Source organism: Acidovorax benzenivorans (assembly GCF_028680575.1).
Classification (GTDB): Bacteria; Pseudomonadota; Gammaproteobacteria; order Burkholderiales; family Burkholderiaceae_C; genus Acidovorax; species Acidovorax benzenivorans.
In genome coordinates, this window is sequence record NZ_JAPCKI010000007.1 from 131,051 (window position 1) to 156,650 (window position 25,600).

At 65.1% G+C, this 25,600-nt stretch carries 29 protein-coding genes, 1 tRNA gene and 1 riboswitch; of the genes, 17 read left to right on the forward strand and 13 right to left on the reverse strand.

What is annotated here, in order from left to right:
* Positions 1-91 precede the first annotated feature (91 nt).
* The 8 genes from OIN59_RS14335 to OIN59_RS14370 all read left to right on the forward strand — a co-directional run bounded on the left by OIN59_RS14335 (position 92) and on the right by OIN59_RS14370 (position 5,946).
* Entirely contained in the window at positions 92-823 is a 732-nt protein-coding gene (locus OIN59_RS14335; RefSeq protein WP_274111439.1) for a helix-turn-helix domain-containing protein, read from the forward strand.
* 177 nt (positions 824-1,000) lie between these two features.
* Positions 1,001-1,912 carry a TetR/AcrR family transcriptional regulator gene (locus OIN59_RS14340; protein ID WP_274111441.1) on the forward strand — a complete coding sequence of 304 codons (912 nt, stop codon included), beginning with the start codon at positions 1,001-1,003 and terminating at the stop codon, positions 1,910-1,912.
* The gene (locus OIN59_RS14345; protein ID WP_274111443.1) at positions 1,909-2,466 is read left to right on the forward strand and encodes a DUF2867 domain-containing protein; all 558 of its coding nucleotides are present in this window, start codon (positions 1,909-1,911) and stop codon (positions 2,464-2,466) included. Before OIN59_RS14340 ends, OIN59_RS14345 begins: the two co-directional genes overlap by 4 nt.
* The gene (locus tag OIN59_RS14350) at positions 2,453-3,790 is read left to right on the forward strand and encodes an ABC1 kinase family protein (RefSeq protein WP_274111444.1); all 1,338 of its coding nucleotides are present in this window, start codon (positions 2,453-2,455) and stop codon (positions 3,788-3,790) included. Before OIN59_RS14345 ends, OIN59_RS14350 begins: the two co-directional genes overlap by 14 nt.
* Before the next feature lie 2 nt (positions 3,791-3,792).
* Positions 3,793-4,197 carry a DUF6463 family protein gene (locus OIN59_RS14355; protein WP_274111446.1) on the forward strand — a complete coding sequence of 135 codons (405 nt, stop codon included), beginning with the start codon at positions 3,793-3,795 and terminating at the stop codon, positions 4,195-4,197.
* A gap of 109 nt (positions 4,198-4,306) precedes the next feature.
* A complete protein-coding gene (locus tag OIN59_RS14360) occupies positions 4,307-4,693 on the forward strand; it encodes a hypothetical protein (protein ID WP_274111448.1) in 387 nt (128 codons plus the stop codon).
* Positions 4,694-4,881: 188 nt separating this feature from the next.
* Positions 4,882-5,334, forward strand: coding sequence for a hypothetical protein (locus tag OIN59_RS14365; RefSeq protein ID WP_274111450.1), 453 nt, complete (start codon positions 4,882-4,884; stop codon positions 5,332-5,334).
* A 156-nt stretch (positions 5,335-5,490) separates the two neighbouring features.
* Positions 5,491-5,946, forward strand: a complete 456-nt coding sequence (locus tag OIN59_RS14370) for a hypothetical protein (RefSeq protein WP_274111452.1) — start codon at positions 5,491-5,493, stop codon at positions 5,944-5,946.
* Positions 5,947-6,012: 66 nt separating this feature from the next.
* On the opposite strand, the gene OIN59_RS14375 is transcribed toward OIN59_RS14370, so the two are convergent.
* Positions 6,013-6,795: a 2-keto-4-pentenoate hydratase gene (locus tag OIN59_RS14375; protein ID WP_274111454.1), complete on the reverse strand. Its 783-nt coding sequence runs from the start codon at positions 6,793-6,795 to the stop codon at positions 6,013-6,015.
* A 228-nt stretch (positions 6,796-7,023) separates the two neighbouring features.
* A riboswitch (glycine riboswitch) is annotated at positions 7,024-7,136 on the forward strand.
* Between the two features lie 94 nt (positions 7,137-7,230).
* Between OIN59_RS14375 and OIN59_RS14380 the strand changes: the two genes are divergently transcribed.
* A complete protein-coding gene (locus OIN59_RS14380; protein ID WP_274111456.1) occupies positions 7,231-8,553 on the forward strand; it encodes a D-amino acid dehydrogenase in 1,323 nt (440 codons plus the stop codon).
* A gap of 56 nt (positions 8,554-8,609) precedes the next feature.
* Here OIN59_RS14380 and sorU read toward each other — a convergent pair whose 3' ends face one another.
* Positions 8,610-8,948, reverse strand: coding sequence for a SorU family sulfite dehydrogenase c-type cytochrome subunit (gene sorU / locus OIN59_RS14385; protein WP_274111458.1), 339 nt, complete (start codon positions 8,946-8,948; stop codon positions 8,610-8,612).
* A gap of 1 nt (position 8,949) precedes the next feature.
* Positions 8,950-10,161 (reverse strand): SorT family sulfite dehydrogenase catalytic subunit, encoded by a 1,212-nt coding sequence (gene sorT, locus OIN59_RS14390; protein ID WP_274111460.1) that lies wholly within the window; start codon positions 10,159-10,161, stop codon positions 8,950-8,952.
* Positions 10,162-10,352: 191 nt separating this feature from the next.
* On the opposite strand from sorT, the gene OIN59_RS14395 reads away from it, so the two are divergent.
* Both OIN59_RS14395 and OIN59_RS14400 read left to right on the forward strand, forming a co-directional pair.
* Positions 10,353-11,531, forward strand: coding sequence for a rhodanese-like domain-containing protein (locus OIN59_RS14395; protein WP_274111462.1), 1,179 nt, complete (start codon positions 10,353-10,355; stop codon positions 11,529-11,531).
* Positions 11,532-11,620: 89 nt separating this feature from the next.
* Positions 11,621-12,946 (forward strand): hemolysin family protein, encoded by a 1,326-nt coding sequence (locus OIN59_RS14400; protein WP_274111464.1) that lies wholly within the window; start codon positions 11,621-11,623, stop codon positions 12,944-12,946.
* A 33-nt stretch (positions 12,947-12,979) separates the two neighbouring features.
* Here the strand turns inward: OIN59_RS14400 and OIN59_RS14405 are convergent, their stop codons facing one another.
* The 6 genes from OIN59_RS14405 to OIN59_RS14430 all read right to left on the reverse strand — a co-directional run bounded on the left by OIN59_RS14405 (position 12,980) and on the right by OIN59_RS14430 (position 19,332).
* Positions 12,980-14,302 (reverse strand): FIST signal transduction protein, encoded by a 1,323-nt coding sequence (locus OIN59_RS14405; protein WP_274111466.1) that lies wholly within the window; start codon positions 14,300-14,302, stop codon positions 12,980-12,982.
* 78 nt (positions 14,303-14,380) lie between these two features.
* A complete protein-coding gene (locus OIN59_RS14410) occupies positions 14,381-15,247 on the reverse strand; it encodes a PhaM family polyhydroxyalkanoate granule multifunctional regulatory protein (protein WP_274111468.1) in 867 nt (288 codons plus the stop codon).
* An 87-nt stretch (positions 15,248-15,334) separates the two neighbouring features.
* Positions 15,335-15,832 carry a copper chaperone PCu(A)C gene (locus OIN59_RS14415; RefSeq protein WP_274111470.1) on the reverse strand — a complete coding sequence of 166 codons (498 nt, stop codon included), beginning with the start codon at positions 15,830-15,832 and terminating at the stop codon, positions 15,335-15,337.
* Positions 15,833-15,893: 61 nt separating this feature from the next.
* The gene (locus tag OIN59_RS14420; protein ID WP_407655102.1) at positions 15,894-16,370 is read right to left on the reverse strand and encodes a YcnI family copper-binding membrane protein; all 477 of its coding nucleotides are present in this window, start codon (positions 16,368-16,370) and stop codon (positions 15,894-15,896) included.
* A gap of 209 nt (positions 16,371-16,579) precedes the next feature.
* The gene (locus tag OIN59_RS14425) at positions 16,580-18,886 is read right to left on the reverse strand and encodes a TonB-dependent receptor (RefSeq protein WP_274111474.1); all 2,307 of its coding nucleotides are present in this window, start codon (positions 18,884-18,886) and stop codon (positions 16,580-16,582) included.
* A gap of 80 nt (positions 18,887-18,966) precedes the next feature.
* Positions 18,967-19,332 carry a DUF2946 family protein gene (locus OIN59_RS14430; RefSeq protein ID WP_274111476.1) on the reverse strand — a complete coding sequence of 122 codons (366 nt, stop codon included), beginning with the start codon at positions 19,330-19,332 and terminating at the stop codon, positions 18,967-18,969.
* Between the two features lie 123 nt (positions 19,333-19,455).
* On the opposite strand from OIN59_RS14430, the gene OIN59_RS14435 reads away from it, so the two are divergent.
* From OIN59_RS14435 to OIN59_RS14455, 5 genes are all read left to right on the forward strand, one after another.
* A complete protein-coding gene (locus OIN59_RS14435; protein WP_274111478.1) occupies positions 19,456-20,103 on the forward strand; it encodes a glutathione S-transferase in 648 nt (215 codons plus the stop codon).
* A 115-nt stretch (positions 20,104-20,218) separates the two neighbouring features.
* Positions 20,219-20,590, forward strand: a complete 372-nt coding sequence (locus tag OIN59_RS14440) for a TraR/DksA family transcriptional regulator (RefSeq protein WP_274111480.1) — start codon at positions 20,219-20,221, stop codon at positions 20,588-20,590.
* 64 nt (positions 20,591-20,654) lie between these two features.
* Positions 20,655-21,029 carry a hypothetical protein gene (locus tag OIN59_RS14445; RefSeq protein ID WP_274111482.1) on the forward strand — a complete coding sequence of 125 codons (375 nt, stop codon included), beginning with the start codon at positions 20,655-20,657 and terminating at the stop codon, positions 21,027-21,029.
* Between the two features lie 51 nt (positions 21,030-21,080).
* Positions 21,081-21,494: a VOC family protein gene (locus OIN59_RS14450; RefSeq protein WP_274111484.1), complete on the forward strand. Its 414-nt coding sequence runs from the start codon at positions 21,081-21,083 to the stop codon at positions 21,492-21,494.
* Entirely contained in the window at positions 21,491-22,084 is a 594-nt protein-coding gene (locus tag OIN59_RS14455; RefSeq protein ID WP_274111486.1) for a MarC family protein, read from the forward strand. The genes OIN59_RS14450 and OIN59_RS14455 overlap by 4 nt, the downstream gene beginning before the upstream one ends.
* Positions 22,085-22,180: 96 nt before the next feature.
* Here the strand turns inward: OIN59_RS14455 and OIN59_RS14460 are convergent, their stop codons facing one another.
* Positions 22,181-22,729 (reverse strand): Rrf2 family transcriptional regulator, encoded by a 549-nt coding sequence (locus OIN59_RS14460; RefSeq protein WP_274111488.1) that lies wholly within the window; start codon positions 22,727-22,729, stop codon positions 22,181-22,183.
* Positions 22,730-22,880: 151 nt separating this feature from the next.
* Between OIN59_RS14460 and nhaR the strand changes: the two genes are divergently transcribed.
* Positions 22,881-23,798, forward strand: coding sequence for a transcriptional activator NhaR (gene nhaR, locus OIN59_RS14465; RefSeq protein WP_274111490.1), 918 nt, complete (start codon positions 22,881-22,883; stop codon positions 23,796-23,798).
* 130 nt (positions 23,799-23,928) lie between these two features.
* On the opposite strand, the gene OIN59_RS14470 is transcribed toward nhaR, so the two are convergent.
* From OIN59_RS14470 to OIN59_RS14480, 3 genes are all read right to left on the reverse strand, one after another.
* Positions 23,929-24,005 (reverse strand) — tRNA-Met (locus OIN59_RS14470).
* Positions 24,006-24,027: 22 nt separating this feature from the next.
* Entirely contained in the window at positions 24,028-24,420 is a 393-nt protein-coding gene (gene rplQ, locus OIN59_RS14475; protein WP_008906513.1) for a 50S ribosomal protein L17, read from the reverse strand.
* Between the two features lie 156 nt (positions 24,421-24,576).
* Complete coding sequence (locus tag OIN59_RS14480) at positions 24,577-25,569, reverse strand: DNA-directed RNA polymerase subunit alpha (protein WP_008906514.1); 993 nt, start codon at positions 25,567-25,569, stop codon at positions 24,577-24,579.
* Between the last annotated feature and the right edge of the window lie 31 nt (positions 25,570-25,600).

Genomic DNA, 25,600 nt, shown 5'->3' on the forward strand with positions numbered 1-25,600 from the left:
GAGCAGTGGCGGCCGCCCCCGCAAAAAGTCGCTCAAAGGGCTACCCATGCACCCTTGGGTATTGATAATCGATACCCAGGAGCCCCACCCCATGAGCACGACTGCCGACCTCGTCACCGCCCTGAAAAAGGAACTCAAGACCGCGCAGATGACCTACGCCGACCTGGCGCAGGCGCTGGGCATGGCCGAGTCCAGCGTCAAGCGCATGCTGGCCAAGGGCGACATGCCGCTGTCACGCATCGACGCCATCTGCCGCGCGCTGGCGCTGGACTTTGCCGACCTGGCGCGGCGCGTGGCCGATGAACAGCCCCTGCTGAAAGAGCTGACCCAGGAGCAGGAAAAAGCCGTGGTGGCGGACAAGAAGCTGCTATTGATGGCGATTTGTGTGCTGAGCCAGTGGACGCTGGAACAGGTGACCGGCTACTACCGGTTGACCGAGGCCGAAGGCATCAAATACCTGGCGCAGCTCGACCGCATCGGCATCATCGAGCTGCGGCCGCTGAACCGCTACCGCCTCAAGCTGGCCAAGACCTTTCGCTGGCGCCCGCATGGCCCGGTGATGAACTACTTCCGCGACCATGCGCTGCTGGACTACTTTGCGGGTGGCTTTGATGGCCTGGGCGAAGGCGTGCTGCTGGTGCACGGCAACATCAGCCGCAGCCTGGCGCCTGCCTTCATGGAGCGCATGCAGCGCGTGGCGCAGGACTTTGCCCAGCAGCACCTGGCCGACCAGAAACTGCCCGACCGCGAACGCGAGGGCTACACCCTGCTGCTGGCCATGCGCAGCTGGGAGTTCGAGGCGTTTGCGGTCATGCGCCGCTGATTTGCTCATTTTTTAATAGCAGCCAGCGCTTTTACATCAAGCGCCAGTAGCCAAAACACCATCAATTTCGCGGCTGAAACACGGCACCAGCGGCGCGCTGATCTGTGCCTGCTTGACGTCACAAACAGAAAATACTATTCTTTAAATAACAAATTTCTTTTATTTAAAGATAGTCAAATGAAAACCACCCGCCAACAACAAGACGCCACGCGCCGCCAGATCGTGGCCAGCGCGGTGGACCTCATGACCCGCCAGGGCTTTGACGGCACGACGATGAAGGACATCGCCCGCACCGCAGGGATTGGCGACGCCACGATCTACAAATACTTCCCCACCAAGGACCGCATCGTGCTGGGCTACCTGGACGACGTGGCCCACCAGGCGCTGGCCGACACGCTGCAGACGCCAGGCTTTGTGGGCTACGCCCTGCAAGAAAAACTGCAGCGCCTGACCGATGCCGTGCTGGAGCGCCTGCTGGCCGACCGCGAGTTTGTGGCCCAGGTGCGCGGCCTGGCGCGGCGCTCGCCGCTGTCGATGCTGGCCGAGCCCCTGGCGGCGCGCAAAAGCCTGCGCGAGGCGGTGACGAGCTTTCTGGAGGCGGCAGAGGCCAGCGGCGAGATCGAGCCCTGTGACTTCAAGGGGCTGGCGGGCGGGCTGTACACCGACTATCTGGCTGGTGTGGTGACGTATTGGCTGGCCGACACCTCGGATGAGTTTGCCGACACAACGCAGCTGGTGGACCTGTCGCTGGGTGTGCTGGTGCAGGCGCTGCGCGGCGGGCTGGTCAACCGCGTGCTGCAACTGGGCGGCTTTGTGCTGCGCAGCCAGATGGCGCGCATGGTGCAACACGGCAGCGGCTTGATGGGCATGCTGCAAATGGCCCAACACGCCATGGCCAGTGCACCGAGGGGACGCGCCGACACCCACACCGCAACCGCCGCGCCATCCACCACGTCAGCGCCTTCCGAGCCGCCCCGCAAGCCCAGTGCGCCACGCCAGCCACGCGCTACACGCGCAACCCGCGCCTCTGCCAGCCCCGAGCCCGTCGCAAAGCCTGCAGCCACACCACGCAAGAGGAAGTCCGTATGACCACCGCCCCCACCGTGCACGAGACCCCTGTGCCCACAGGCACGGCCATCCATGCCACCCTGCCCGGCGCCTATTTTTTTGACGCCTACGAAGTGGCCGACCAGCACCCCACGCGCTCAGCCCTGCAGTCATGGCTCGACATAGCGAGCCGCACCCCGGCCTGGACGCGCGCCCTCATGTTTGTGCGCAACAAGGCCGTGCGCCTGATGGGCCTGAAGGACCTGGGCCAGTTGCACGATGGCCATCCGCCCGCCAGCGGCCAACCCCTGCGCGACGCACGCAGCTACCGTGTGGGCGACCGCGTGGGCATCTTCCGCATCCGCCACCTGAGCGACACCGAGGTGGTGATGGGCCAGGACGACAAGCACCTGGACGTGCAGGTCTCCATCTGCAAACAGCCCGCCGCCCCAGGCACCACGCCCCGGGTGGTGCTGAGCACGGTGGTGCACATCCACAACACACTGGGCCATGCGTACATGGCGGTGATCACACCAATCCACCGCGTCATTGCGCGCGGCACGGCGCAGCGCCTGGCAGAACATGGCCAAGGCTGAGGCACCGCGCACCGGCAAGCTGGCCCGCAGCGCCATCACGGGCCTGGCGGCGGCGCGCATCGGCATGGCCGAGCTGGGGCACCGCGTGCGCACGCCGTCTGCCCAGGCGCAGGCCGAGCACGAGGCGGCGCTGGGCCGCATCCTGTTTGGCGCACTGGGCCAGCTGCGGGGTTCGGCGCTCAAGGTATCGCAACTGCTCAGCATGCACCCGGGCCTGTTGCCCGACGGTGTGCGCCGCGAACTGGCGCGCGCCCACCACCAGGCCCCGCCGCTCAACCGCGCGCTGGTGGGGCGCGTGTTCCGCCAGGCGTTCGGGCAGGAGCCCGAGGCGCTGTTCGACCACTTCGAGCCCACCGCGTTTGCTGCGGCCAGCCTGGGCCAGGTGCACCGCGCACAGCTTGCGGGCCACGGCACCGTGGCCGTCAAGGTGCAGTACCCCGGCATTGCCGCCACCATCACCAGCGACATGCAGCTGATGCGCGCCGCGCTGCGCGCACTGGCCCACACCGACATGCCGCTGCCCGCCGATACCGTGCTGGACAGCGTGATGGCCGAGATCGAGGCCACGCTGCTGCGCGAGGTGGACTACCTGCAGGAGGCCGAGCAACTGCAGTGGTTTGCCCAGCACGCGGCGCGGCCGGGCGTGGTGATGGCGCAGCCCATCCTCTCGCACACGCGGGCCCAGGTGCTCACGCAGCAGCTTCTGCCAGGCCTGCCGCTGCCAGCCTGGCTGGCCACGCAACCTTCGCAGGCGCTGCGCGACCAGGCCGGGCAGCATCTGTGGGACTGGTTCATGCACTGCATCTTTGTGCTGGGGCGGGTGCATGCCGACCCACACCCCGGCAACTTTCTGTTCGCGCCCGATGGCACGGTGGGCGTGCTCGACTTTGGCTGCACACGCAGCCTCTCCGGCGAGTTTCGAGCGCAAGTGGCACAGGCGTGGTCCGCACTGCTGCGCCTTCCCACCGACCCGCAGCGCGACGCGCTGGTGCTGCAGGCTTACCAGGGGCTAGGGCTCGTCAAGGCCGACCTCACTGTGCAGGCCTACGCCGCCGAACTCGCCCCCGCACTGGCCGAGATGCAGGCCTGGCAAATGGAGCCCTTCACCCAGCCGGTGTTTGACTTTGGCACCAAGACACCACCGCCCATCACCGCCGGTCGACACCAGCGCGTGCTGGGCGAGCACCTCATGCAGGTGCCTGGCGAAATGCCCGCATTCGAGCGCATGTGGATGGGCCTCATGCACCTGCTGACGCAGCTGGGTGCGCGCGTGCGCACCCACAACCCCGCTCTTTTGCACGGAGCAGCTCCACAGATCTTTTGAGCATGACCACCTTGCCCGCCCCTCACCACTCCGCGCAACGACGCCGTCTCGCCTCTCCCTGGAAAGGCCTGTGGCTAATGGCCGTGGCGGTGGTGCACACCATTTTTGCAGCCGTCGTTTTCGAGCCCCAACTGCGCGAGATCGCGCGGCGCGGTGTGTTCAACAGCGTTGGCACAGACCCGATGGCTGGCGCCGTGGCCTGGTTTGTATTGTTTGGCGGCGTGTTCGCGTTGCTGGGCTGGGCCATCCTGCGCATCGAACGCAGCGCTGCACCTGATCCCGTCTCGTTGCGCGGGCTGGGTGTCGGGCTGCTGGCGCTCACGCTGCTGGGCATTGTGCTCATGCCCAGCTCAGGTTTCTGGCTGGTGCTACCGCCCGCGCTGGCCCTGTGCTGGAGCCCTCGGTAGTGAAGGCGGACCCCACACGCCGTTCATGCGCCCAACGACTTACTGATTGGTCTTTGGCCTTTGGTCTTGGGTATTTGCACCATTCCCTGTCATTCTGATTCACAAAAAAATGTCTACAAATACTGCGCTGGTTCTGGCGGCCGGGGGCCTCGCCCTGGTGGGTGTTGTGCACTCAGTGCTGGGTGAATTCATGGTGTTTCGCACACTGCGCAAGCGGGGCCTGGTGCCTACTGGGGGCCAGCCTGTGCTGCGCGAACACCAGGTGCGCATTCTGTGGGGGACATGGCACCTGGCCACAGTGCTCGGCTGGGCGCTGAGTGCATTGCTCTGGCACCTGGGTACGGTGCCGGCAGACCCCGCTCTGGGCGCCTGGGTGGCCGATGTGGCAGGTGCTGCCATGCTGGCCAGCGGTGTGCTGGTGCTGTATGCCACCAAGGGGCGACACCCCGGTTGGATTGCCTTTCTGGTGGTGGCTGCCTTGGTGTGGTGGCGCTGACGGCAGCACCCGCAGAAGCCTGAGGCGGCCCGCCGGGTGTGTGGGAAACATCACGAAAACCCCCATGCGTCCCGCAGCAGGAAACACAACTTCACAAGACTTCGCAATTCGCCTACACCGGCTTGACGCAGCGTCCGCACCATGAAATCTCCGGTTCCGCAAGGAGCTTTTCTGAGGAGATCATCACCATGGCCCGCAATGCACTCGCCGCTGTTTCTATCGCACTGCTGTCGCTGGGCGCCGTCACGGCGGCGCAGGCACAGACCAACGCCACTGTTGTCATCCTGGCTGGCTCGCCCCGCTACCAGCACCCTGCGCCGATGATGGTGCAGTACCAGGCGCCACCCCCACCCCGCTACGAGGTGGAGCCCCACCCGCGCCGTGGCATGGCGTGGGTGCCCGGCCACTGGGAATGGCGCGGCCACCGCCATGTGTGGATGCAGGGCTACTGGGTCAAGGCCCGGCCGGGCCACCACTACCGCGAGCCCCACTGGGTCGAACACGGTGGCCGCTGGAACATGCAGCCCGGCGGCTGGGACCGCGATGGCGACGGCGTACCCAACCGCCATGACCGGGATCGCGACGGGGACGGCGTGCCCAACCGCCACGACCACCGCCCGGACAACCCATACCGCCGCTAACCCCTGGGGCAGCCACTCCCGGTAGCGCACAAGCAAGCCCCAGACCGCACCCTTGCGCCTACGCCTGGGGCGGTCTCGCGCCTACAGCGCGGCGCCCGACACCCGTCCACCATCGACACACCCGGTTCCGTATCGAACCATCCACAGGAGACACTCATGGCCCGCCACCCACTCACCGCAGCCTCCCTCGCCCTGATGGCGTTTTTGGCCTTCGCTCCTGCGCAGGCCGCCACTCAGGGCACCGTCATCATCCAGTCAGGCCAACCCGAGCGCGGCTACCAGACTGCGTCCACGTACCAGGTGATCCCCGCGCCGCCCCCTCCGCGCAACGAAGCCATGCCCCGCCCTCGCCGAGGCCAGGTATGGGAAGAAGGCCATTGGGAATGGCGTGGCAACCGCCACCACTGGGTGCGCGGCCACTGGGTGCAGGCGCGCAACGGCTACCAATACCGTCAACCCCAATGGATCGAGCGCGAAGGCCGGTGGGAGATGCAGCGCGGCGGCTGGGATCGGGACGGTGACGGTATCTCCAACCGCAACGACCGAGACCGCGATGGCGACGGGGTGCCCAACCGCCACGACAGCCAGCCGGACAACCCGCGCCGTAATTGATGGATCAGCTCCCGCCGCGACCAGGGTGCTGAGCAGGCCCCGTCCCAGCGGCAGCAGCGATCTCTGCTATCGCAGCAACAACGCAGCCTGCCCCAGCCCCGGAAAGTCCGCCACCACGTCGGTACCCGGTGCCACCAGCACGGTGCCGGTGCACGACCCCGTGGTCACCCACTGCCCCGCGCGCAGCCCACCCAGGCTGCGCGTGCCTTCGTTGGCCAGCCACGCCAGCAGCCGCAGCGGGTCGCCCGCCGGGTTGCCCCAGGTGGCGTGCTGCACGGCCACCGCCCCGTTCACAGACAAGGTCACCGCTTGCGACAGCGGCTGCACGGCGGCGACATCGGTCACCCCGCCCCCCACGATCAATGCCCCATGGCAGGCCTGGTCGGCCAGACGGCTCCATTCGCCCTGCTGCGCCCAGGCGGCAAAGCGCGTGTCGCACACCTCGATGGCGGCACGCACCGACACCACCGCCGCCAACACCTCGGCCGCGCTGTAGGGTGTGCCGCGGGCGGGCAGGTCGGCCCCCAGTTCGTACACCAGCTCGGCCTCCACCCCCATCACGGCAAAACCCGCTGCAGGCAGAGCAACCGTCTCACCCGCTGCGGCCACCCACACCGAATCGCGCGTGAGCGCGGCCCGCGCGGGTTGCGCCTGGGGCGACGCGGCGCCGACCTTCCAGCCTGCGATGTCACCACGCGCACGCACCACGGCGTCCTGCACCGCGTAGGCCTCGGCAGCATCGCGTGGGCGAAGCCCTGCGGGAAAGTCCAGCGGGCGGGGCATGCGCCCTTCCCTGGCCTGGGTGATGACGGCGGCGCTGGCGACAGGGTCCAAAGTAGCGGGGGGCATGGCAAAACTCTCAGTGGGACAAGGGGTCGGCGGATTATCGGCACCTTCACCAGCGGCCCCGCCCCGCTGCATCAGCAACGATTGCGCCCCATTAGCAGCCGGAGTTGATCTTGCGCGCAGGCTTGGCCCCTAGAATCGGCCTCGCAGGAGAGCACGGCAGCCACAGGCCGCCGCTGCACCGAAGGCGCAAACTCCCATACACGCTCAGGTCCCGTACTGCACCATTCATCAAAGCCGTCTGGAGAGCCGCTTCGCGCAACGCGAAGCGCACCGAAGGAGCAAGCCGCAGCCCGGGTGGGATGGCGGTGAATCTCTCAGGTACCAAGGACAGGGGGAGCGGCAGCTTGGCGGACGCGCGCCAACTGCTTGCTATTAAATTAATAGCCGTTAGCGCATATCCATCAAGCGCCAGAGCCCAGAAAGGCTTTGAAAATCATGCGCGTGATCGTTTTGGGTGCCGGCTTGCTCGGCGTGACTTCGGCTTATTTCCTGCAACAACTCGGCCACGAAGTGACCGTCATCGACCGCCAGGGTGCGCCCGGTGCCGAGACCAGCTTTGCCAACGGTGGCCAGATCTCGGTGAGTCATGCCGAGCCCTGGGCCAACCCCAGTGCGCCCCTCAAGGTGCTGCAGTGGTTGGGCAAAGAAGACGCCCCCCTGCTGTTCCGCTTGCGCGCCGACATGCGGCAGTGGCTGTGGGGCCTGTCCTTCCTGCGCAACTGCACGCCAGCGCGCACGCGCCACAACATCGAGCAAATCGTGCGCCTGGGCACCTACAGCCGCGACACATTGCAGCAGCTGCGCGCCGCCACCGGCATCCATTACGACCAGCGCACACAGGGCATCCTGCACTTCTATACCAACGCCAAGGAGTTCGACGGCGCCCTGGCCCCGGCCGAGCAAATGCGCGCCCTGGGCTGCGAGCGCCAGGTCATCAGCGCCGACGAAGCCGTGCGCATCGAGCCTGCCCTGGCCCACATCCGCCCACAACTGGCGGGCGCCACGTTCACGGCAGAGGACGAATCCGGTGATGCCAACCAGTTCACACGCGAACTGGCCAAATTATGTGAGGCGGCAGGCGTGCAGTTCCGCATGGGCCACCACATCACCGCGCTGCGCGAGGCCGGGGGGCACATCGACCATGTGGAAGTGACCAATGCCGAAGGCCGCTTCGAGCGCGTGCGCGGCGATGCGTTTGTGCTGGCCATGGGGTCGTTCAGCCCGCTGCTCGCGCAGCCGCTGGGCATCCAGCTGCCTATCTACCCGGCCAAGGGCTACTCGGTGACCATGCCGGTCAAGGACGCCAGCAAGGCGCACCAGGTGAGCCTGACGGACGACGAGTTCAAGCTCGTGTTCTCGCGCTACACCAGCGAACGCGGCGGCGACCGCCTGCGCATTGCCGGAACCGCTGAGTTGAACGGCTATGACCGCCACCTGAATCAAGTGCGCTGCGACGCCATCGTGCGCCGCGTGGAGCAGCTCTTCCCCGGCGCGGGCGACACCACCCAGGCGCAGTTCTGGACCGGCCTGCGCCCCGCCACCCCCAGCAACGTGCCGCTGATCGGCAAGACGAAAGTGGGCAACCTGTTCCTCAACACCGGCCACGGCACGCTGGGCTGGACGCACGCCTGCGGCTCGGGCAAGGCGCTGGCCGACATCGTGAGCGGCCGGGTGCCCGAGGTGGACTTTGCGTTCCAGGGGGGTCTGCAGGGACGTGCAATGGGGGCAGCGCTCGTGCCATCGCGCACGGCTGCCTGAAGCCGCGCGCGGTTGCAGCGAGGCAAGGCTGCTGCAACCGCCGCGAAAGGCTGCGCCTACTTGGCTGCGCCTGTGGCGTGCGCCACAAACTGCGCTACGGCCAACATGTCTTTCTCGCTCATGCGCTCGGCATACGAGGGCATCACGCCGATGCCCGCCTTCAGCGCGCGCAGCACGCGGCCCGCGTCGGGCTTGAGTTCATCCAGCACCGGGCCCACCTGGCCCTCGGCACCCGCAGCCTGCAGCGTGTGGCACACGGCGCAGGCGGGCTGGATCTTGGTGAACAGCTCCTTGCCGCGCGCCAGTTCGGCAGGGTCGGCGGCCCAGGCCGCCGCACAGGCGCCGACGGCCCACAACACCACCGCAAGGCGGCGCACTTGGTCCAACCGCCCCATGTCAGGCCACGGTCACCGTAACGGCATGGTCGCGCCAGCTGGCGTTGTTGTAGCCGCCCAGGTTTTCCTCGCGCTGCTCGGCCTGCACATTGCCCGCCGTGTCGGTGGCGCGGCTGGCCAGCACATGGGTGCCCGCCTCCAGGCGCACGGGCAGCGCAAACTGCCGCCACGCAAAGGGGCCCAGGTCCGGACCGATGAGCTTGGCCGCCTGCCAGGTCTTGCCCCCATCGACCGACACCTCCACGCCTTTGATGCCGCGCGTGCCGCCAAAGGCCACGCCGTGTACCTGCACCTGGCCGGGCTTGAGTGCGCCCTTGTCGGGCAGCGGGCCGTTGATCCACGACTTCACGCCCATCTCCCACACCGAAGGCTGGTCGGGGCTGGCCTTGGAGCCGGGCGGCGACATGCGGTAGCCGTGCGACATGATGCGCGCCTGCGACTGCGCGCTGGTAAACGCCACGCGTTTGACGTACTTGATGTTGTTCACGCCCTGGTAACCGGGCACCACCAACCGCAGCGGGCCGCCATGCGCCAGCGACAGCGGCTCGCCATTCATCTCCCAGGCCAGCAGCGCATCGTCCATGGCCTTCACGGGCACCGAGCGCTCCACCAGCACCGACAGCGGGTCCACGCCCTCGGGCAGTTTCTCGCCGCCCGTGCCGGTCAGGTAGGCAGCGCCATCGGTCAGTCCACCCAGGGCGGCCACCACATTGCGCAGCGGCACGCCGCTCCAGACCACACAACCAGCGGCTCCCACCGACCAGGGTGTGCCACTGGGTTTGCTGGGGAAAAAGCCTCGGCCATTGCCCGAGCACTGCAGCACGGTGGCCACGGTTTCCACGCCCAGGGTCTTGAGTTCGGCCAGCGTCAGGCTGCGCGGGTTCTTCACCCCTTCGACGGTCACGCTCCAGGCATCGCGGTTGTCCAGGATGGCTGCGTCGGGCGCGGGCAGGTTGTTGCGCACATACAGCTGGTTGGACGGCGTGATGACGCTGGTGCCAAAGGCGGAGCGACGGGTTTCGAGGGTGCCGCTGCTGTGCACGATCAGCGCATCGGAGGATTTCCAGCCCGCATAGGCAGGCAAGGGCTTGGTGACGGCTGCCGCTTGCTGGGCCCCCGCGCTACCCGTCCATCCGGCAAGGCCCAGCGCGCTCAAAGCGGCGGCACTTCCAACCAGAACGTGACGGCGCGGCAAAGTCGAGGAATCTTTCATGGGAACATCTCCGAAATAGTAGATGGGTGAACCAGCAGGCGAGACCAGCCCGCATTCTGTGCGGGCGTTTTTTCACAGCACACGCAACACTGCGTTAACAAAAGTAACAAATACAAAACATCGGAAACATCCACACGCATATAGGAAGGCGTGGGCATATTGGCTCTTTCCAGCAGAGAAAAGGAGCCGCAATGACCACGTACATGCCCACCCTGAGCCGCGCGCTGGCGATGGTGCTTTGTTGGATGTGCATGGCATCGGGCCCGGCACAAGCCCAGCTCACGGCACTCGTGGCCGTGGAACCCACGGCGCGCAAAGCGGCCCACTCCATCTTGCGCAGCTCTGCAGAAACAGGCCTGTCCAAAGCCGCCGGGCAGAGTGTGGCGCTGACCACCAGCGAGGATCTGGCCGACGTGATGCGGGCCACCCGCAGCGCTGGGCACGACATCTTTATCGGGCCCGCCCAAGTGGCCGCCTCTGCGCTGCAACGTGGCTACGAACTGGTGGGGGCCACGCAGAAGTCTGACACCTACTTGCTGGTGGGACTGCCGCCAATCAACGACGTGGCGGCCATGAAAGGGCGCAGGCTCTATCTGCCGCAGCAAGATTCGCTGTACACCTACATGGCGCGCGGCATGCTCAACGAGGCCGGGCTGTCGTTTCAGGATCTGCGCGCTGTGCAGTACGAGAAGTTTCCACAAGCGGGCCTCACAGCCCTGATCTTGGGAACGGCAGACGCCACCGTAGTGCGCGAGGACGACTGGGCAGAATGGTCTGCCGTTCACCAAGGGGCAGCACGCGTGCTGGCCACCTCGCAGCCTGTCCCCGGAGGTTTCTCTGTTGTGGTGAAGAAAGATCTGCCCGCCGATGTGCGCAGTCGGCTGGCGCAATGGTTCGGCGCTTCGTCATACGCCAGTGGCCTGCCACCGGTCGTCGTCCGGTCGGAAGCGGTCGAGTACCGCAGGGTGGCAGAGCTGGGATTGTTCACCCCCACCAGTCTGCCCGGAGTAAGCCGCGTCACCGCACGCGAGGCTCAGACGCTGCAAGCGCAGGGCGCCACCTTGGTGGACACGCGCACCGAAAAGGAATTCAAGACCAAACGCATCCGGGGCGCCGTATTTGCGGCCTATGTGGAGAAAAGCCTCAAGGACGTCGCGTTCAATGCTGCGCAAGATGATTTCCAGGCACTGGACAAGCTCCAGAACCTCGACAAAAACCAGCCCGTGATCTTCGCGTGCAACGGCGCGGAATGCTGGAAGTCCTACAAGGCCGCCAAGGTCGCGGCGGCCAAGGGATTCAAATCGGTGTACTGGCTGCGCGGAGGCTTGCCCGAGTGGGATACAACCGGCCTGCCCACCGAAGGCGGGTGACGCTGGCACATGCGGACAGAATATCCACAACGCCCTTCCGTACAATCGCTTGCATCTCAACACCCAAGGGCATGCCAGGCGCCCTTTGTATGGAAATAGCAATACTGTTCGCTCTCATCTGCCTCAACGGCCTGTTTGCCATGTCAGAGATCGCTCTGGTCACGGCCCGCAAGGTGCGGTTGCAAAAGCTGATTGATGAGGGCGATAGCGGTGCCGCCGCTGCCGTGAAGCTGGGCGAAGACCCCACGCGTTTTCTCTCCACCATCCAGATCGGCATCACGTCGATCGGCGTCTTGAACGGTATCGTGGGTGAGGCTGCGCTGGCCGCACCGCTGGCCGCGTGGCTCGAACGCATGGGCGTGCCGCAGCCTTACGGGGGCTATGCCGCCACTGGCCTGGTGGTGGTGCTGATCACGTACTTCTCCATCGTGGTGGGCGAACTGGTGCCCAAGCGCATCGGCCAGTCGTACCCAGAGACCTTTGCCCGCCTGGTGGCACGGCCCATCAACTTTCTGGCGCTGGCCACCAAGCCGTTTGTGTTGCTGCTGTCCACATCCACGCGCACGCTGCTGCGCCTCTTGGGTGTAAAGGAAACCAGCGGCAGTCCGGTGACCGAGGAAGAGATCCACGCCATGCTGGTCGAAGGCACTACCGCCGGGGTGATCGAGTCGCACGAGCACACCATGGTGCGCAATGTGTTCCGGCTGGACGACCGCCAGATCGGCTCTCTGATGGTGCCGCGTGGGGACGTGGTGTGCCTGGACATCGATGCGCCGTTTGAGGAAAACCTCCAATGCATCGAAGAGTCCGATCACGCACGCTTTCCGGTGGTGCGCGGTGGCATGGACAACATCCTGGGCGTGATCAATGCGCGCCAGTGGCTGTCGCGCACCTTGCGCGACAAGGCCCGTGGCGGCCTGGCAGACCAGCCGCTGCAGACGGCGCTGTATGTGCCCGAGACCATCACGGGCATGGAGCTGCTGGACAACTTCCGCCTGTCGGACGTGCACATGGCTTTTGTCATCGACGAATACGGCGAGGTGCAGGGCATCGTGACGCTGCAAGACCTCATCGAGGCCATCACGGGCGAGTTCCAGCCGCGCGACCCGGAGACCTCCTGGGCGCTGCAGCGCGAGGACGGCAGCTGGCTGCTGGACGGCCACATCCCCGTGCCCGAACTGAAAGACCGCCTGAACCTGGACACCGTGCCCGAAGAGGAGCGCGGCCGCTACCACACGCTCAGCGGCATGATCATGCTGCTGACCGGCCGCCTGCCCAAGGTGACCGATACGGTGCAGTGGGAGGACTGGAAGCTCGAAGTGGTCGACATGGATGGCAAGACCATCGACAAGATCCTCGCCACGCGCCTGACGCCCGAGGAAAAGGCCGACGCCGAGGATGGCCCGGTGGCCTGAGCGCGAACAGCCCTATTGAGGCAGCCCTATTGGCTATTGGCTGTCCACAAACACCGTGAGCACGCCGGTGTAGCCGTACAGGTGGTGGTGGGCAATCTCCCCCCCGGCAAAAAACCCGGCCAGCGGCACGTCGCCCAGCGCGTGGCGCACGATCTGCAGCTCGGCACTGGGTCCACCAAAATGCGGGCCGCCCCGGCCCGAGCAGCTCACATAGATCGCGCCGCAAATGCGCCGTCCCATCTGGGGTTGCGCTCCAACATGTCCGGCGACGCCCGGTGCGGCGGCCAGGTCGCCCTGGGTGTCGGACGACACCATCGGCGCGGGCTCCAGCTCTTCGGGCGATAGCTCCTCACGGATCTCGGCGCAGATGCGCATGAGGTCGGCCCGCGCGGCCGCCACGTTGCGCTGGCAAAACGCCAGGTGCATGCCGGGCTCCACATGGTCGGCCAGGGCCACGCCTCGGCGGGATCCGTCCAACCCCAGAATGTGGCGCACGCGCGTGTCGGTGCCAAAGTGGCCCGTGCGGCGCTGGCCCTGCGGCTGCTCGCCCGCGCTGACCAGCCCGGCCAGCGTGGCGCGCACCTTGCGCAGGGCAGGCTGGGGGTCGCCATTGTCCAGCGACACCTGCAGCGTATCGAGCAGTACATCCAGCGCAGGCTCGCCGTCGAGCGCCAGCACCACGTTGTCCTGTGCGGCCGTGATGGTGTGCAACGCGCCCACAGGCTGGCAGCCTTGCGTGACACGCGACACCAGCGACACGCCAGCACCAAACGCCACGCCCGAGAGGCCCCCGTCAAACACCCCGCTGGCACCGCCCTGCCCGGCCATGTTGCCGTCGCCGCCCACGGCAAACTGCACGCTGGCCGTGCGGCTGGCGGAGAGGCCTCCAAACAAGTAGCCGGTGTCGGTGCGTGCAGCCATCTCGGTCAGCAGTTCGGCCAGTTCTGGCGTGTGGCCGTCGGCGTGCACCAGCGCCGTATGGGCCACAAAGCCATCACCGGCGTGGGGCGCATGGGCGGGCAGCGGCGCCACGCCAGAAAACACGCGGTACTGGTCGGCGGGCACATCCAGCAGCATCACCGACAGCGCAGGCTCGTCAAAGTATTCGGCGTTGTTGGCCGACACCCCCACGCCCACGGTGCCGCTCCAGTCGGTCACCTCGGGCAGTTCGCCGCTCAGGTAGTCAAGAAGCGCCTGGGCCTCATTGGCGTAGTGGTCGGTGATGTAGAGCAGGCCCAGGGTGGGTGCCGATGCGTAGTCGGGCAGCGCCATCTGGGCGCGCAACTGCGCCAGCACCAGCGCGGCAGCCATGCGCCACTGCGGGTGGGTGGCGTGGCCAGTGGGAAATAGTTTCATGGTGGTGATCTCCATGCCAAGGCGGTGGTGGGCGCGTGTTGCGCCACCTGCGGGTTGCCACACCCGCCCGCGTGGGCGTCAGCCCGCTCGCTTGCGGGCTGCGGGGCTGCGGGTGCTGCTGGCTTTTTTGGCGGCGGGCTTGGCAGCGGCCTTGCGGGCCGCAGGCTTCTTGGTTGCAGGGGCCTTCTTAGCGGTAGCACCCGAGGCTGCGGCGCGCTTGGCACCGCCCTGCATGGTCTGCATGCCTTTGGCCGCGAACTGGCTGGCCATGCCGGTCGCCGTTTTCAGGGCCTCCTTGGCCAGGCCCGTGGCCATGTTCTTGGTGGTGTCGATGGCGGTCTGCTTGGCCGCGTCCTTCATGGCATTGGTGGCGATCTGCTGGAACTGGCTGGTGAGCGCACCCCACCATTGCATCGGGTCCACCACGGCAGGCTCATCTGCCGCCGTTGCCTTGCCCTTGGCTTTGCCTTTGGCGGGTTGAGCGGCGGGCTCTGCGTCGGCGGCTTCGTCCTCGGGCTCCTCAGCGGCGCTGGCGCGGCCCGTCACACGGGCAGCAGCACCGGCCACGGCCTCAGCGGCGCCGGTCACGGTGTCTGCGGCTTTCTGCACGCCGCTCATCACCGTGTCGGCGGTCTTGAGCTTGAAGGCGTTGGCCACGTCGCCCATGCTGAAGTTCATGCCCTTGAGCGTGGCCAGGGTCATCTTCTGCACCTCCAGCGCCTGGATGGTGGCGGCCAGCGCGCGCGAGTTCTGCTCCAGCCAGAACTGCACGGCCTTGAGTTCGTCGATACGCTTTTCCAGCTCTTCGACGCTGATGGTGGGCGCCACCCAGTTGCTGAGGTTGGGCAACTGCGGAATGCTGCTGGACGCCCCCTTGGCCAGGCTTTGCAAAAAGTCAAAACCGGGGACGAATTTGCCGAAACCGAAGTTGGATGTGTCGCTCATGGCCGCTCCGCAAGAGGTGGGTCTGTGGTGGGGTCACAGCTTACTCCAATGCGTTGCGCCCGCGAAGGCGCTGCGGCGGGGCGGTCCTCAGTGTTTATGCCCATCCATCATGCCGCCTGCCATGGCGCCACCCGGGGCTGCGGTGCCCACGGGCACCGTGAGGTGGAGCTTGCTTTCCACGCCCTTGGCGTCCTGGAACACCAGGGTGATGGGCACCGAGCTGTCCTTGGCCAGCGGAGCCTTCAGGTCCAGCAGCATGACGTGGTAGCCACCGGGCTTGAGTTCCACCGTCTTGCCTGCGGGCAGGTCCAGCGTGGGCACGGCGCGCATCTTCATGATGTCGCCTTCCATCTTCATCTCGTGCACTTCGGTGATGCCTGCGGCGGGCGACTCGGCGCGCACCAGGCGAGCGCCGTCCTTGGCGGTGAGGCGCATGAACGCGCCTGTGGCCTTCTGGCCCTGCACACTGGCGCGCGCCCAGGCGCCTTCAACCTTGACGGCAGCGGTCTGCGCCCATGTGGGGGTGCTGACCAGTGCTGCGGCCAGTGTGGAAACCAGAGTGGCGGTGTGAAGCAGTTTTTTCATGATGAATGTCTTTCGGTTGGCAAGATAAGCGGAAGTGAGAGCAGGCCCGTAGGCCCGACTGTCAATGATTGTGGGCAGCAGCGCCACCGGTGGGCAGAATCTCCAGCGCTGCCGCAGGGGACTTCAGGTCCGACAGCTGCTGGCCCGCCGTGGGCACCTCGGTCCAGTCGTTGCGGCCCTCGGCGCAGACCTGGCGCACCGGCCAGTACACGGTGCCGGCCTGCTCTGGCGCCTGGGCGACAAGCACAAACTCGTCGTAGTGGGCGCTCTGCAGCATGTCTTCGGGCGTCTTGGCCGTCCAGGTGATGCGCACCACGTCTTCGGTGATGCTGCGGCCGTGGCTGATGTAGGGCTGGGCCAGCTTGTCGCGCTGCACATCCAGCGTCCAACCCGGCTTGGGCATGGGGCGCGCACCGCGCATGCCGGCCGGGATGTCCACCACGACCTGCCGCGTGGGCGACGCGCCGCAGCCGTGGCCGACCTTGAAGCTCGCCTTGTAGCTGGCGCCCGCCGGGGCTACCTGGTATTCGAGAACCACGTGAGCGGATGCAGAGCCAAAAAGACTTCCAGCGCTCATCAGAAAAGCGGTAACAGCTATATTTTTCACAGTATCCAACTTCATATTCAGACCTTTTGTTTCAACGATTCATTGCCTTCAACACTGGCGCGCCCGAGGCGAGTGCCACCGCGGAACCGGCTTTGCCGGGCCGCTGGAGGCGTCCCCCTTGGGGGATGCGGCGAAGCCGCTCAGGGGGTTATCTTTAGTTCCGCCATGTAGCTGCGCTGTGGGTAGGGGTGGAAGTTCCAGAACTGGTAGTTGTTGAGGTTGTCGATGCCGACTGCAGCGCTCACCTGCTTGGTGATCTGGTAGCGCACGCGCACGTCGGTGGTGAAGTAGCGGCTGGCGCCCTGGTAGGCAAAACCGTTCACATCGGTGTTGTCCAGCGTGCTGTACTGCTTGCCGCTGTAGCGTGCGCCCAGGGTGTATGACCACTTGTCGTCAGGCCGGTACGTGGCCACGGCGCTGGCGCGCCACTCGGGGATGCGCGGCTGCCATTTGCCCACGCTGGCGGGGAACTTGTCGTTCTTCGTGATCTTGGAATCCGTCCAGGTCAGGCTGCAGCCCAAATCCAGTCCACGCACAAAAACGTTGGTGGCCTGGTAAGCCAGCTCGATGCCCTTGGTGCGGATCGCATCCACGTTCTGCACGTTGGTCACATTGGGGGTGACGAGCACATTGGTCTGCGAGTACAGCGCGTCTTTGGTGCGCTCAAAGAAGGCCGTGAGGCGCAGCAGCCCGTTGCCCATGTCCCGCTCGGCGGTCAGCTCGGTGGTCCAGCTCTTCTCGGGTTTCAGATTGGGGTCGTTGTTGATGAGCGTGCCACTGCCGTTGATGCCACCCTGGTACAGCTCGGCCACGGTGGGCATGCGCACGGCGCGGCCGGTGGAGGCCTTGAGCACCCACAGGTCGCTGGCCTGGTAGGCCACGGCAGCCTTGGGCGAGACGTAGGTTTCGTTGCGTTCGGGGTGGTTCACCGTGGTGGTGGCGTTGCCGGTCTGGCCGTTGCTGGCGCTCCAGCGTTCGGCGCGGGCGCCCAGCACTGCCTTCCATAGGGGCGCGATCTTCCAGGTGTCTTGCGCCCACAGACCCAGCAGTTGGGTGTCACCGTTGAAGGCCTGGTTGCGGGCACCTGCTGCGCCGTTGATCCAGTTCGTCGTGGCGTTCTCCACGGTGCGCAGCTGGTAGCTGTCGCGCTGCAGGCCAAAGTCCACAATGTGCGCGCCCTGCAACCCATCGGGCCGCCAGGTGCCTTTGGCGGCCAGGGTGTTCCAGCCCGTGCCCTTGCTGTTGACGATGCGGCCTACGCCACCATTCAAAGCGGCAGGCAGCGCCACGGTGGCGGCACGCAGGGTGTCGGTCTGGTAGTCATACAGGCTGGCTGCCACCTCCCAGTCGAACGTGCCTTGGGTGCGGCTCTTGACCGACAGGCCGTGCATGAAATGCGTGAGGTCTTCGTTGGAAACATTGAAGTCCGTAGGCGCGAGCGCAAACGAGCGACCATTGATGTTGACCGTGCCGCTGTACACCGCGTTGCCATTGGCATCGCGCAGGTAGCTGGTGGGCCGCCCTTCAGATTCGTTGTGCCACCAGCCAAAGGTGTAGGCGGCCCGCACGGTGGGCGAGAAGTCGTAGGCGATCTTGGCCTTGATGTGGTCTTGCTGCGTGTGGTACTGCGTAGCCGTGCCCAGCAAGTACCAAGGCTGGTTGCTGCGGTTGTTGCCCAGCACGGCGCCCGATACCGGCGTCCCCGCATTGCCCACGGTACCTGCAGACGCGAGGCGCGTGGGGAAGGTGAGCGGCTGGCCTTCGTTGTCGGTCTTGTTGAAGTTGAGGAACCACGACCAGTCACCGTTCTTATTACCCACTGAGGCGCTGACCTGCTTGCCCCCGTAGGTGCCGTTGGTGTTGTACAGGTCAAAGGGCTGGTGCTGATAGCTGACCTGCCCGTGGGCCTCAAACTTTGTCGGCATGCGGGTGACGTAGTCCACCACCGCGCCCACCGAGTTGCCTGCATAGGCGGCAGAGAATGGGCCGTAGAGCACGTCCACCCGCTCGATCTCCTCGGGCGTGACCAGCATCCAGCGTGGCGCATTGGTGGGGCCGTTGCCCAGGTAGTTGCTCAGCAAAATGCCGTCGGCAAACACCATGGACCGCGCCGGGTTGCCCGTGCCCGAGGCGCGGGTGGACAGCACGGCGTGGTTGTAGTCGCCGATGTAGCGCTTGCGCACCAGCAGGCTGGGCAGGTACTTGAGGGCGTCTTCGCTGTCGGTCGCGTTGATCGAATGCTCGATCTGCTCGCGCGTCACGCCCTCGATGGTGGTGGGGATCTGCGTGGGCAGCGAGGTGGGCTGGCCGCCGGTGATGGTGACCACGCCCAGCTCCTTGACGGGGGCGTTGGCACTGTCGGCGGTCTGGGCGAACGCGGAAACACCCGCGCAGAGTGCGAGGGGAAAGGCACTGGCCACGGCCAGCGCCATGCGGCTTTTGCGCATGGGAACTCCTGAATTTCAAGCCAAATAGGCTGCTAGCGCTTATCCATCAAGCGCGAACAGCTATCAAATAAATAGCAAAATCAGGAGAACGCAGGGGGCCCGCGCGGCGGCAGCGGCGCGGCGGTGCGCGCAGCAATGTGCGCGGCGGGGATGGGGCGCAGAGCATGCGCCAGGGGGTGGACCACAGGCAGCTGGGCCTGCGATGCGGGAGGGGGAGCGCCCACATGCGCGCACAGCGGGCAATCCAGCGTGTGGCTGGACAGCTCCTTGGCGCCGTCGTCGCTCTTGACCAGCACCTTGATGGCGCCCGAGCCCGAGCAGATCAGCTCCATCGCCTGCGGGTGTACCAGGGGCGACGCCACGGCCACCCCCATGGACAACACAAACCACGCCAGCACAAGGCGAGCGAGCCAGCGAAGGCTGCGGATGGTTTGCAGGGATGGCATAGCTGCGGATTGTAGGGGGCCTAGGTGCGCGCTCCTTGACCGGGGTCATCTGCGCGACGGACTGCGCCCCCGCCCGCACCTAGGATGCGTGCTGCTTTTACCCCCCACATTGGAGACATCACCATGCTGACACTCTGCGGCTTTTCAGCCAGCAACTACTACAACAAGGTCAAACTCGCTCTGCTCGAAAAAGGCCTGCCCTTCACCGAAGAACTGGCCTGGGTGGGCGAGACCGACCGCAGCGCCAGCCCGCTGGGCAAGGTGCCCTACCTGCGCACGCCGCAAGGGGCGCTGTGCGAATCGGCCGTGATCGCCGACTACATCGAGGCGGCCCACACCGAGCCCGCGCTGATCCCCGCCGACCCCTACCAGGCCGCCAAGGTGCGCGAGCTGATCACCTTTCTGGAACTGCATCTGGAGCTGGTGGCGCGCAACCTGTACCCGCAGGCGTTCTTTGGCGGCACGGTGAGCGAAACCGCCAAGGAAAAGGTGGGCGCGCAACTGGAGAAGAACATCGCCGCTTTCGGCCAATTGGCCCAATTCAGCCCCTACGTGGGTGGCGACACCTTCACGATGGCCGACTGCACGGCCATCGTGCACCTGCCGCTGGTCAGCTCGGCCACCAAGATCATCTATGGCCGCGACTATCTGGCCGACCTGCCCGTGCGCGAGTACCTGGCCCGCATGGCCGAGCGCCCCCATGTGCAGCGCGTGAACGCCGATCGCAAGACCAACACCGCAGAGATGCTCGCCCGCCCGCCCAAGCGCTGAGCCCTCCCAGGATAGGTAGCGGGCACACCGCACGCCATCCCTTGACCCTGGTCAACCCAGGGCATCGCGCGCAGGCGCACCATGCAGGTATCCGATCACCCCGAGGAGACCCCGCATGGACAAGACCCAAGCCGCACCGTTCCGCCAGCAGTTGCTGGCCCAGCAATCCGAGCTGCGGGCACAACTGGCCGCACAGCGCGGTGGTGTCATCGGCCGCGCCGAGGCCGCCGCCGACCACTTCGGACGGCCCGAAGACCCGCGCGCCCAGGTCGCCACCGAGCGTGAGTTGGAATTCGCCCTCGACGAACGCGAGACCGCGCACCTGGCGGCCGTCGAAGCCGCCCTGGCCCGCATCGAAGCGGGCACTTATGGCGAGTGCATGGACTGTGGCACCCACATCACCGCAGCGCGCCTACACGCTACCCCCGAGGCTGCACGCTGCGTGCACTGCCAGGAAAAGGTCGAGCACCACCGGCGGGCTGCGTGAGCAGGTTCGCGCATTCAGTCCACTTCTCTTCCCGTTTTTGTCACTACTTCAAGAAAGCCGATTCATGAGCACTTTTCACGCCGTTGTCTGGATGGACCAATCCGAAGCCCATGTGGTGATGTTCGACCGCGAACACGCCGAAGCCCAGCGCATCAAGTCGCGCAGCCACCACAAGCACCAGGGCAAGGCCGACGACCTCACACCGTTTTTTGCCGACGTGGCCCAGGCTCTGGCCCACACCCGCGAGGTGCTGCTGGCCGGTCCGGGCCTGGTGCGCAACCAGTTCCGCGACTGGACGGCCAAGCACCATGCCGCCGTGGCGGGCGTGGTGGTCGACTCCGTAGCGGCCGACCACCCGACCGACGCCCAGCTGGTGGCCATGGCGCGCCAGTATTTCAAGAAGTTTGACAACATGGCGGCCGATCCATCGGTCGTCTGACATCCCCCAGGCGGTATCCCCCGCGTGGCCCTGGCTGCTATCCTTTGCGGGATGCGCAGCCTCTTTCACCTCGCTTTTCACGTCACCGACCTGGATGCCGCCCGCCGCTTTTACGGCGGTGTGCTGGGCTGCCAGGAAGGCCGAAGCACCGACACCTGGGTGGACTTCGATTTTTTTGGCCACCAGATCTCGTTGCACCTGGGCACCCCGTTTGCCAGCGCCCGCACCGGGCATGTGGGCGACCACCTGGTGCCCATGCCGCACTTCGGAGCCATTCTGGAACTGCCCGACTGGCACGCACTGGCCGCGCGGCTCAAAGCCGCCGACACCGCCTTTGTACTAGCACCACAAGTGCGTTTTGAAGGCCAGCCCGGCGAGCAGTGGACGATGTTCTTCCACGACCCCAGTGGCAATCCGATCGAGATCAAGGGCTTTCGCTCTCTGGACACGGTGTACGCAGCGTGAGCTACACCTTCGCGTCCGCCACCATCCTGCTTTTGCTGATCACCGATCCGCTGGGCAACATCCCCATCTTCGCCAACGCCCTCCGTGGCGTGCCCCCTGAGCGCAGGGCGCGGGTGATCCTGCGCGAGGTGTTGATCGCGTTTGCGCTGCTGCTGGTGTTCCTGTTCTTCGGCGCAGAGTTTCTGCGGGTGATGAATCTGAGCGATCTGTCGCTACAGATTGCAGGCGCGGTGGTGTTGTTTTTGATCGCGCTGCGCATGATCTTTCCCTCGGCGGACGGACCGCAGGCGGAGCTGCCGGGCGAGCCATTGATCGTGCCGCTCGCCATTCCGGCGCTGGCCGGCCCCTCGGCACTGGCCACCGTCATGCTGCTGGTGGCCCAGGCGCCGGAACGCCGCTGGGAATGGGTGGGCGCACTGTGCGTCACCATGGCTGTGTGCGCCGTGGTGCTGCTGATGGCCGAACGCATCCAGCGCCTGGTGGGCGAACGCGTGGTGATGGCATTTGAACGCCTGATGGGCCTGATCCTGGTCGCCATCTCGGTGGAGATGCTGATCCGGGGGATCAAGCAGCTGGCGCACCAGTTGTAGGCACGAACAAAGGACTCAGGCCGCACGCCACGGCAATGGCATGCGGTGGCACCGTCGGCCAGCGCTCAGCCCCACCCCGCTACCGCGGCTACCGGTTCAGCGGCGCTGCAGGATCGGCATGGACCCCAGAGCAAACACCGAATTGGGCACATTGACCCGTGCCATCAGCGGGCGGGGCTTTGGCGCGAGAGGCAGCTTGGTCCGCGCAACGGGCGCCGTGTCTTCCACAACGGTGCCCTGCTCCAGCGCCTGAGTGACCAGATCCTGCAACGTCACCGACTGCAGGTATTCCATCACCCGGGAGTTGAAGCTGGTCCACAGCTCCCCCGTCATAGATTTGACCTGAGCAGCCTGGCTGGGCCCCAGATTCTGCAGTTCGTCGGCCTTGAGGTTCTCCACCGCCAGGATGATTTCTGCCACCGATACCTGGTCTGCGCGCCGCGCCAGCGTGTAGCCACCGCCGGGCCCCCGAGTGCTGTCCACCAGGCCGGCACGGCGCAGGGCGCTGAACAGCTGTTCAAGGTAAGACAGAGAAATCCCCTGCCGCGCGCTGATGGTGGACAAGGGCACGGGCCGCATCTTCTGGCGCAGGGCCAGGTCGGTCATGGCGGACACCGCCAGCTGTCCTCGGGTCGTGATACGCATCGTTGCTACTCCTTGCAAACACAGGCAGCTCCAGGCCGGGGCGTAGATCGCCACGGAAGCCGCCAAACGTCAATGTAGAGAGATTCACACTTCGCGTATATTCGTTTTATCGAGTTTTATTCTTCGATTTACTCGAAGTGTTGAGGGCGCCATGAATTTCAAGCACCTGCGTTATTTCTGGACGGTGGCCAAGGCTGGCGGCGTGATGCGTGCGGGTGAGCAGCTCAACACCACCCCGCAAACCCTGTCGGGCCAGATCAAGCAGTTGGAAGAATGGCTGGGCCACAACCTGTTCCGCAAGCGGGGGCGGGGCCTGGAGCTGACCAGCGAAGGCCGCATTGCCCTGGGGTATGCAGAGCAAATTTTTGCGCTGGGGGACGAACTGGAAAAGTCCATCCGGCTGGCGCGCGGGCAGGAGAAGCCGCTGGAGTTCCGGGTCGGCGTGGCCGACTCGATTGCCAAGTCTGTGGCCTACCACCTTCTGGAGCCCGCGCTGGGCATGGCCCCGCGCGTGCACATGATCTGCCACGAAGGCAAGTTTCCCGAACTGATTGCGCAGCTGAGCCTGCATCGGCTGGACCTTGTGCTGGCCGACGAACCCGTGTCCAAAAAAATTGGCGTCAAGGCGTTCAACCACCCCTTGGGAACCAGCGGTATGAGTTTTCTGTGTGCTCCCGCATTGAGAGCTCAGCTGGAAGGACCGTTTCCACAATGCCTGCACGGCGCCCCGATGCTGATTCAGGGACCTATGTCGTCCGTACGCCAGCAACTCGACCACTGGCTGAACAAGCACCACCTGCAGCCCCGTCTGGTTGGTGAGTTCGACGACAGCGCGCTGATGAACGCATTTGGCAGAGAAGGCCGCGGCATCTTCACATCCCCGTCCGTGCTCGATGAGGAGACGACCGCGCAGTTTGGGGTGGAGATCATTGGACGGTCCTCAGACCTGGTGGAGGAGTTTTTTGCGATCTCCATCGAAAGGCGGATCACACACCCCTGTGTGGTCGCCATCACCAAGGCCGCCAAGGCGGACCTGTTTGCGCACCGAATGAAGCCCGCCGTGGTGTGACACTGCCTTGCGCAGGACGAACCAATTGCCGCCGGGCAGGCCCGCCTCCCACGGAGGATCAAGCACAATGCACAAACAAAAAAGCCCACTAAAAAGTGGGCTTTTCGCTTTAGCAAGTTTTGCTATGTTTTGGTTGCGCGAGAAGGATTTGAACCTCCGACCTTTGGGTTATGAGCCCAACGAGCTACCAGACTGCTCCATCGCGCGGTAAGAAATAAATTATACCCTATTATTCAGCTGCTGCCGAATTATTTTCGGTTTCTGCAGCACGATCGACCAATTCGACCAGAGCCATGGGCGCATTGTCACCCACGCGGAAGCCCATCTTCAGAATACGGGTGTAGCCGCCAGGACGCACCTTGAAACGGGGGCCCAGATCGTTGAACAGCTTGGTCACGCTGTCACGGTCGCGCAGGCGATTGAATGCCAGGCGGCGGTTGGCGACGGAATCTTCCTTGGCCAGGGTGATCATGGGCTCGATCACGCGGCGCAGTTCCTTGGCCTTAGGAACCGTGGTCTTGATGACTTCATGCTCGATGAGCGAGTTCATCATGTTCTGCAGCATCGCGAGGCGGTGCGAGCTGGTGCGGTTGAGTTTGCGGAGGCCGTGTCCGTGGCGCATGGTGCTTTCCTTCTACTGTCTATGTAATTAGATCGGGCAGCCGTATCAGGTACTACTCGAGGCACTGTCCCCCACAACAGGGAACAAAAAAGTCCCCCTTGCGGAGGACTGAAAAATGGGTCCCCTTTTCGGGGAGCCCATGATTATAACGTTTGCTTAGCGCTTGTCCAGGCCAGCTGGCGGCCAGTTCTCAAGCTTCATGCCCAGCGTGAGACCACGCGATGCGAGCACTTCCTTGATCTCGTTGAGCGACTTGCGACCCAGATTAGGCGTCTTGAGCAACTCGTTCTCGGTGCGCTGAATCAGATCACCGATGTAGTAAATGTTCTCAGCCTTCAAGCAGTTGGCGGAACGCACGGTCAACTCCAACTCGTCCACTGGGCGCAGCAGGATTGGATCGAATGTGGCGTTGCCGCGTGGGCCTGCCGGTGCGTCAAACGCAGCCAACTCGCCACCTTCCAGCTGTGCAAACACAGCCAGTTGTTCCACCAAAATCTTGGCGGAGGCGCGCACTGCATCTTCAGCGGTGATCGCACCGTTGGTCTCGATTTCAACAACCAGCTTGTCCAAGTCGGTACGCTGCTCCACGCGAGCGCTTTCCACGGTGTAGCTCACGCGCTTCACTGGGGAGAACGATGCGTCCAGCACAATGCGGCCAATCGACTTGGTCGATTCGTCAGCATAGCGGCGCAGGCTACCAGGTACATAGCCGCGGCCCTTCTCGACCTTGATCTGCATGTCCAGCTTGCCGCCTGCCGAAAGGTTGGCAATCACATGATCAGGGTTGACGATTTCCACGTCGTGAGGGGTCTGGATGTCACGGGCAGTGACTACGCCCTCGCCATCCTTGCGCAGGCTCAACGTCACTTCGTCACGGTTGTGGAGCTTGAACACCACACCCTTGAGATTCAACAGAATGTTGACTACGTCTTCTTGAACGCCGTCAATGGACGAATACTCGTGCAGCACCCCTGCTATCGTGACTTCCGTCGCTGCGTAACCCACCATGGACGAGAGCAGGACGCGCCGAATGGCATTGCCCAGCGTGTGGCCGTACCCACGCTCGAACGGCTCCAGTGCGACCTTGGCACGATTGTGGCCAAGCTGCTCGACATTGATCGCCTTGGGTTTCAGCAAATTGGTTTGCATTCAGACTTCCTCTCAATACCCCCAGCTCGTT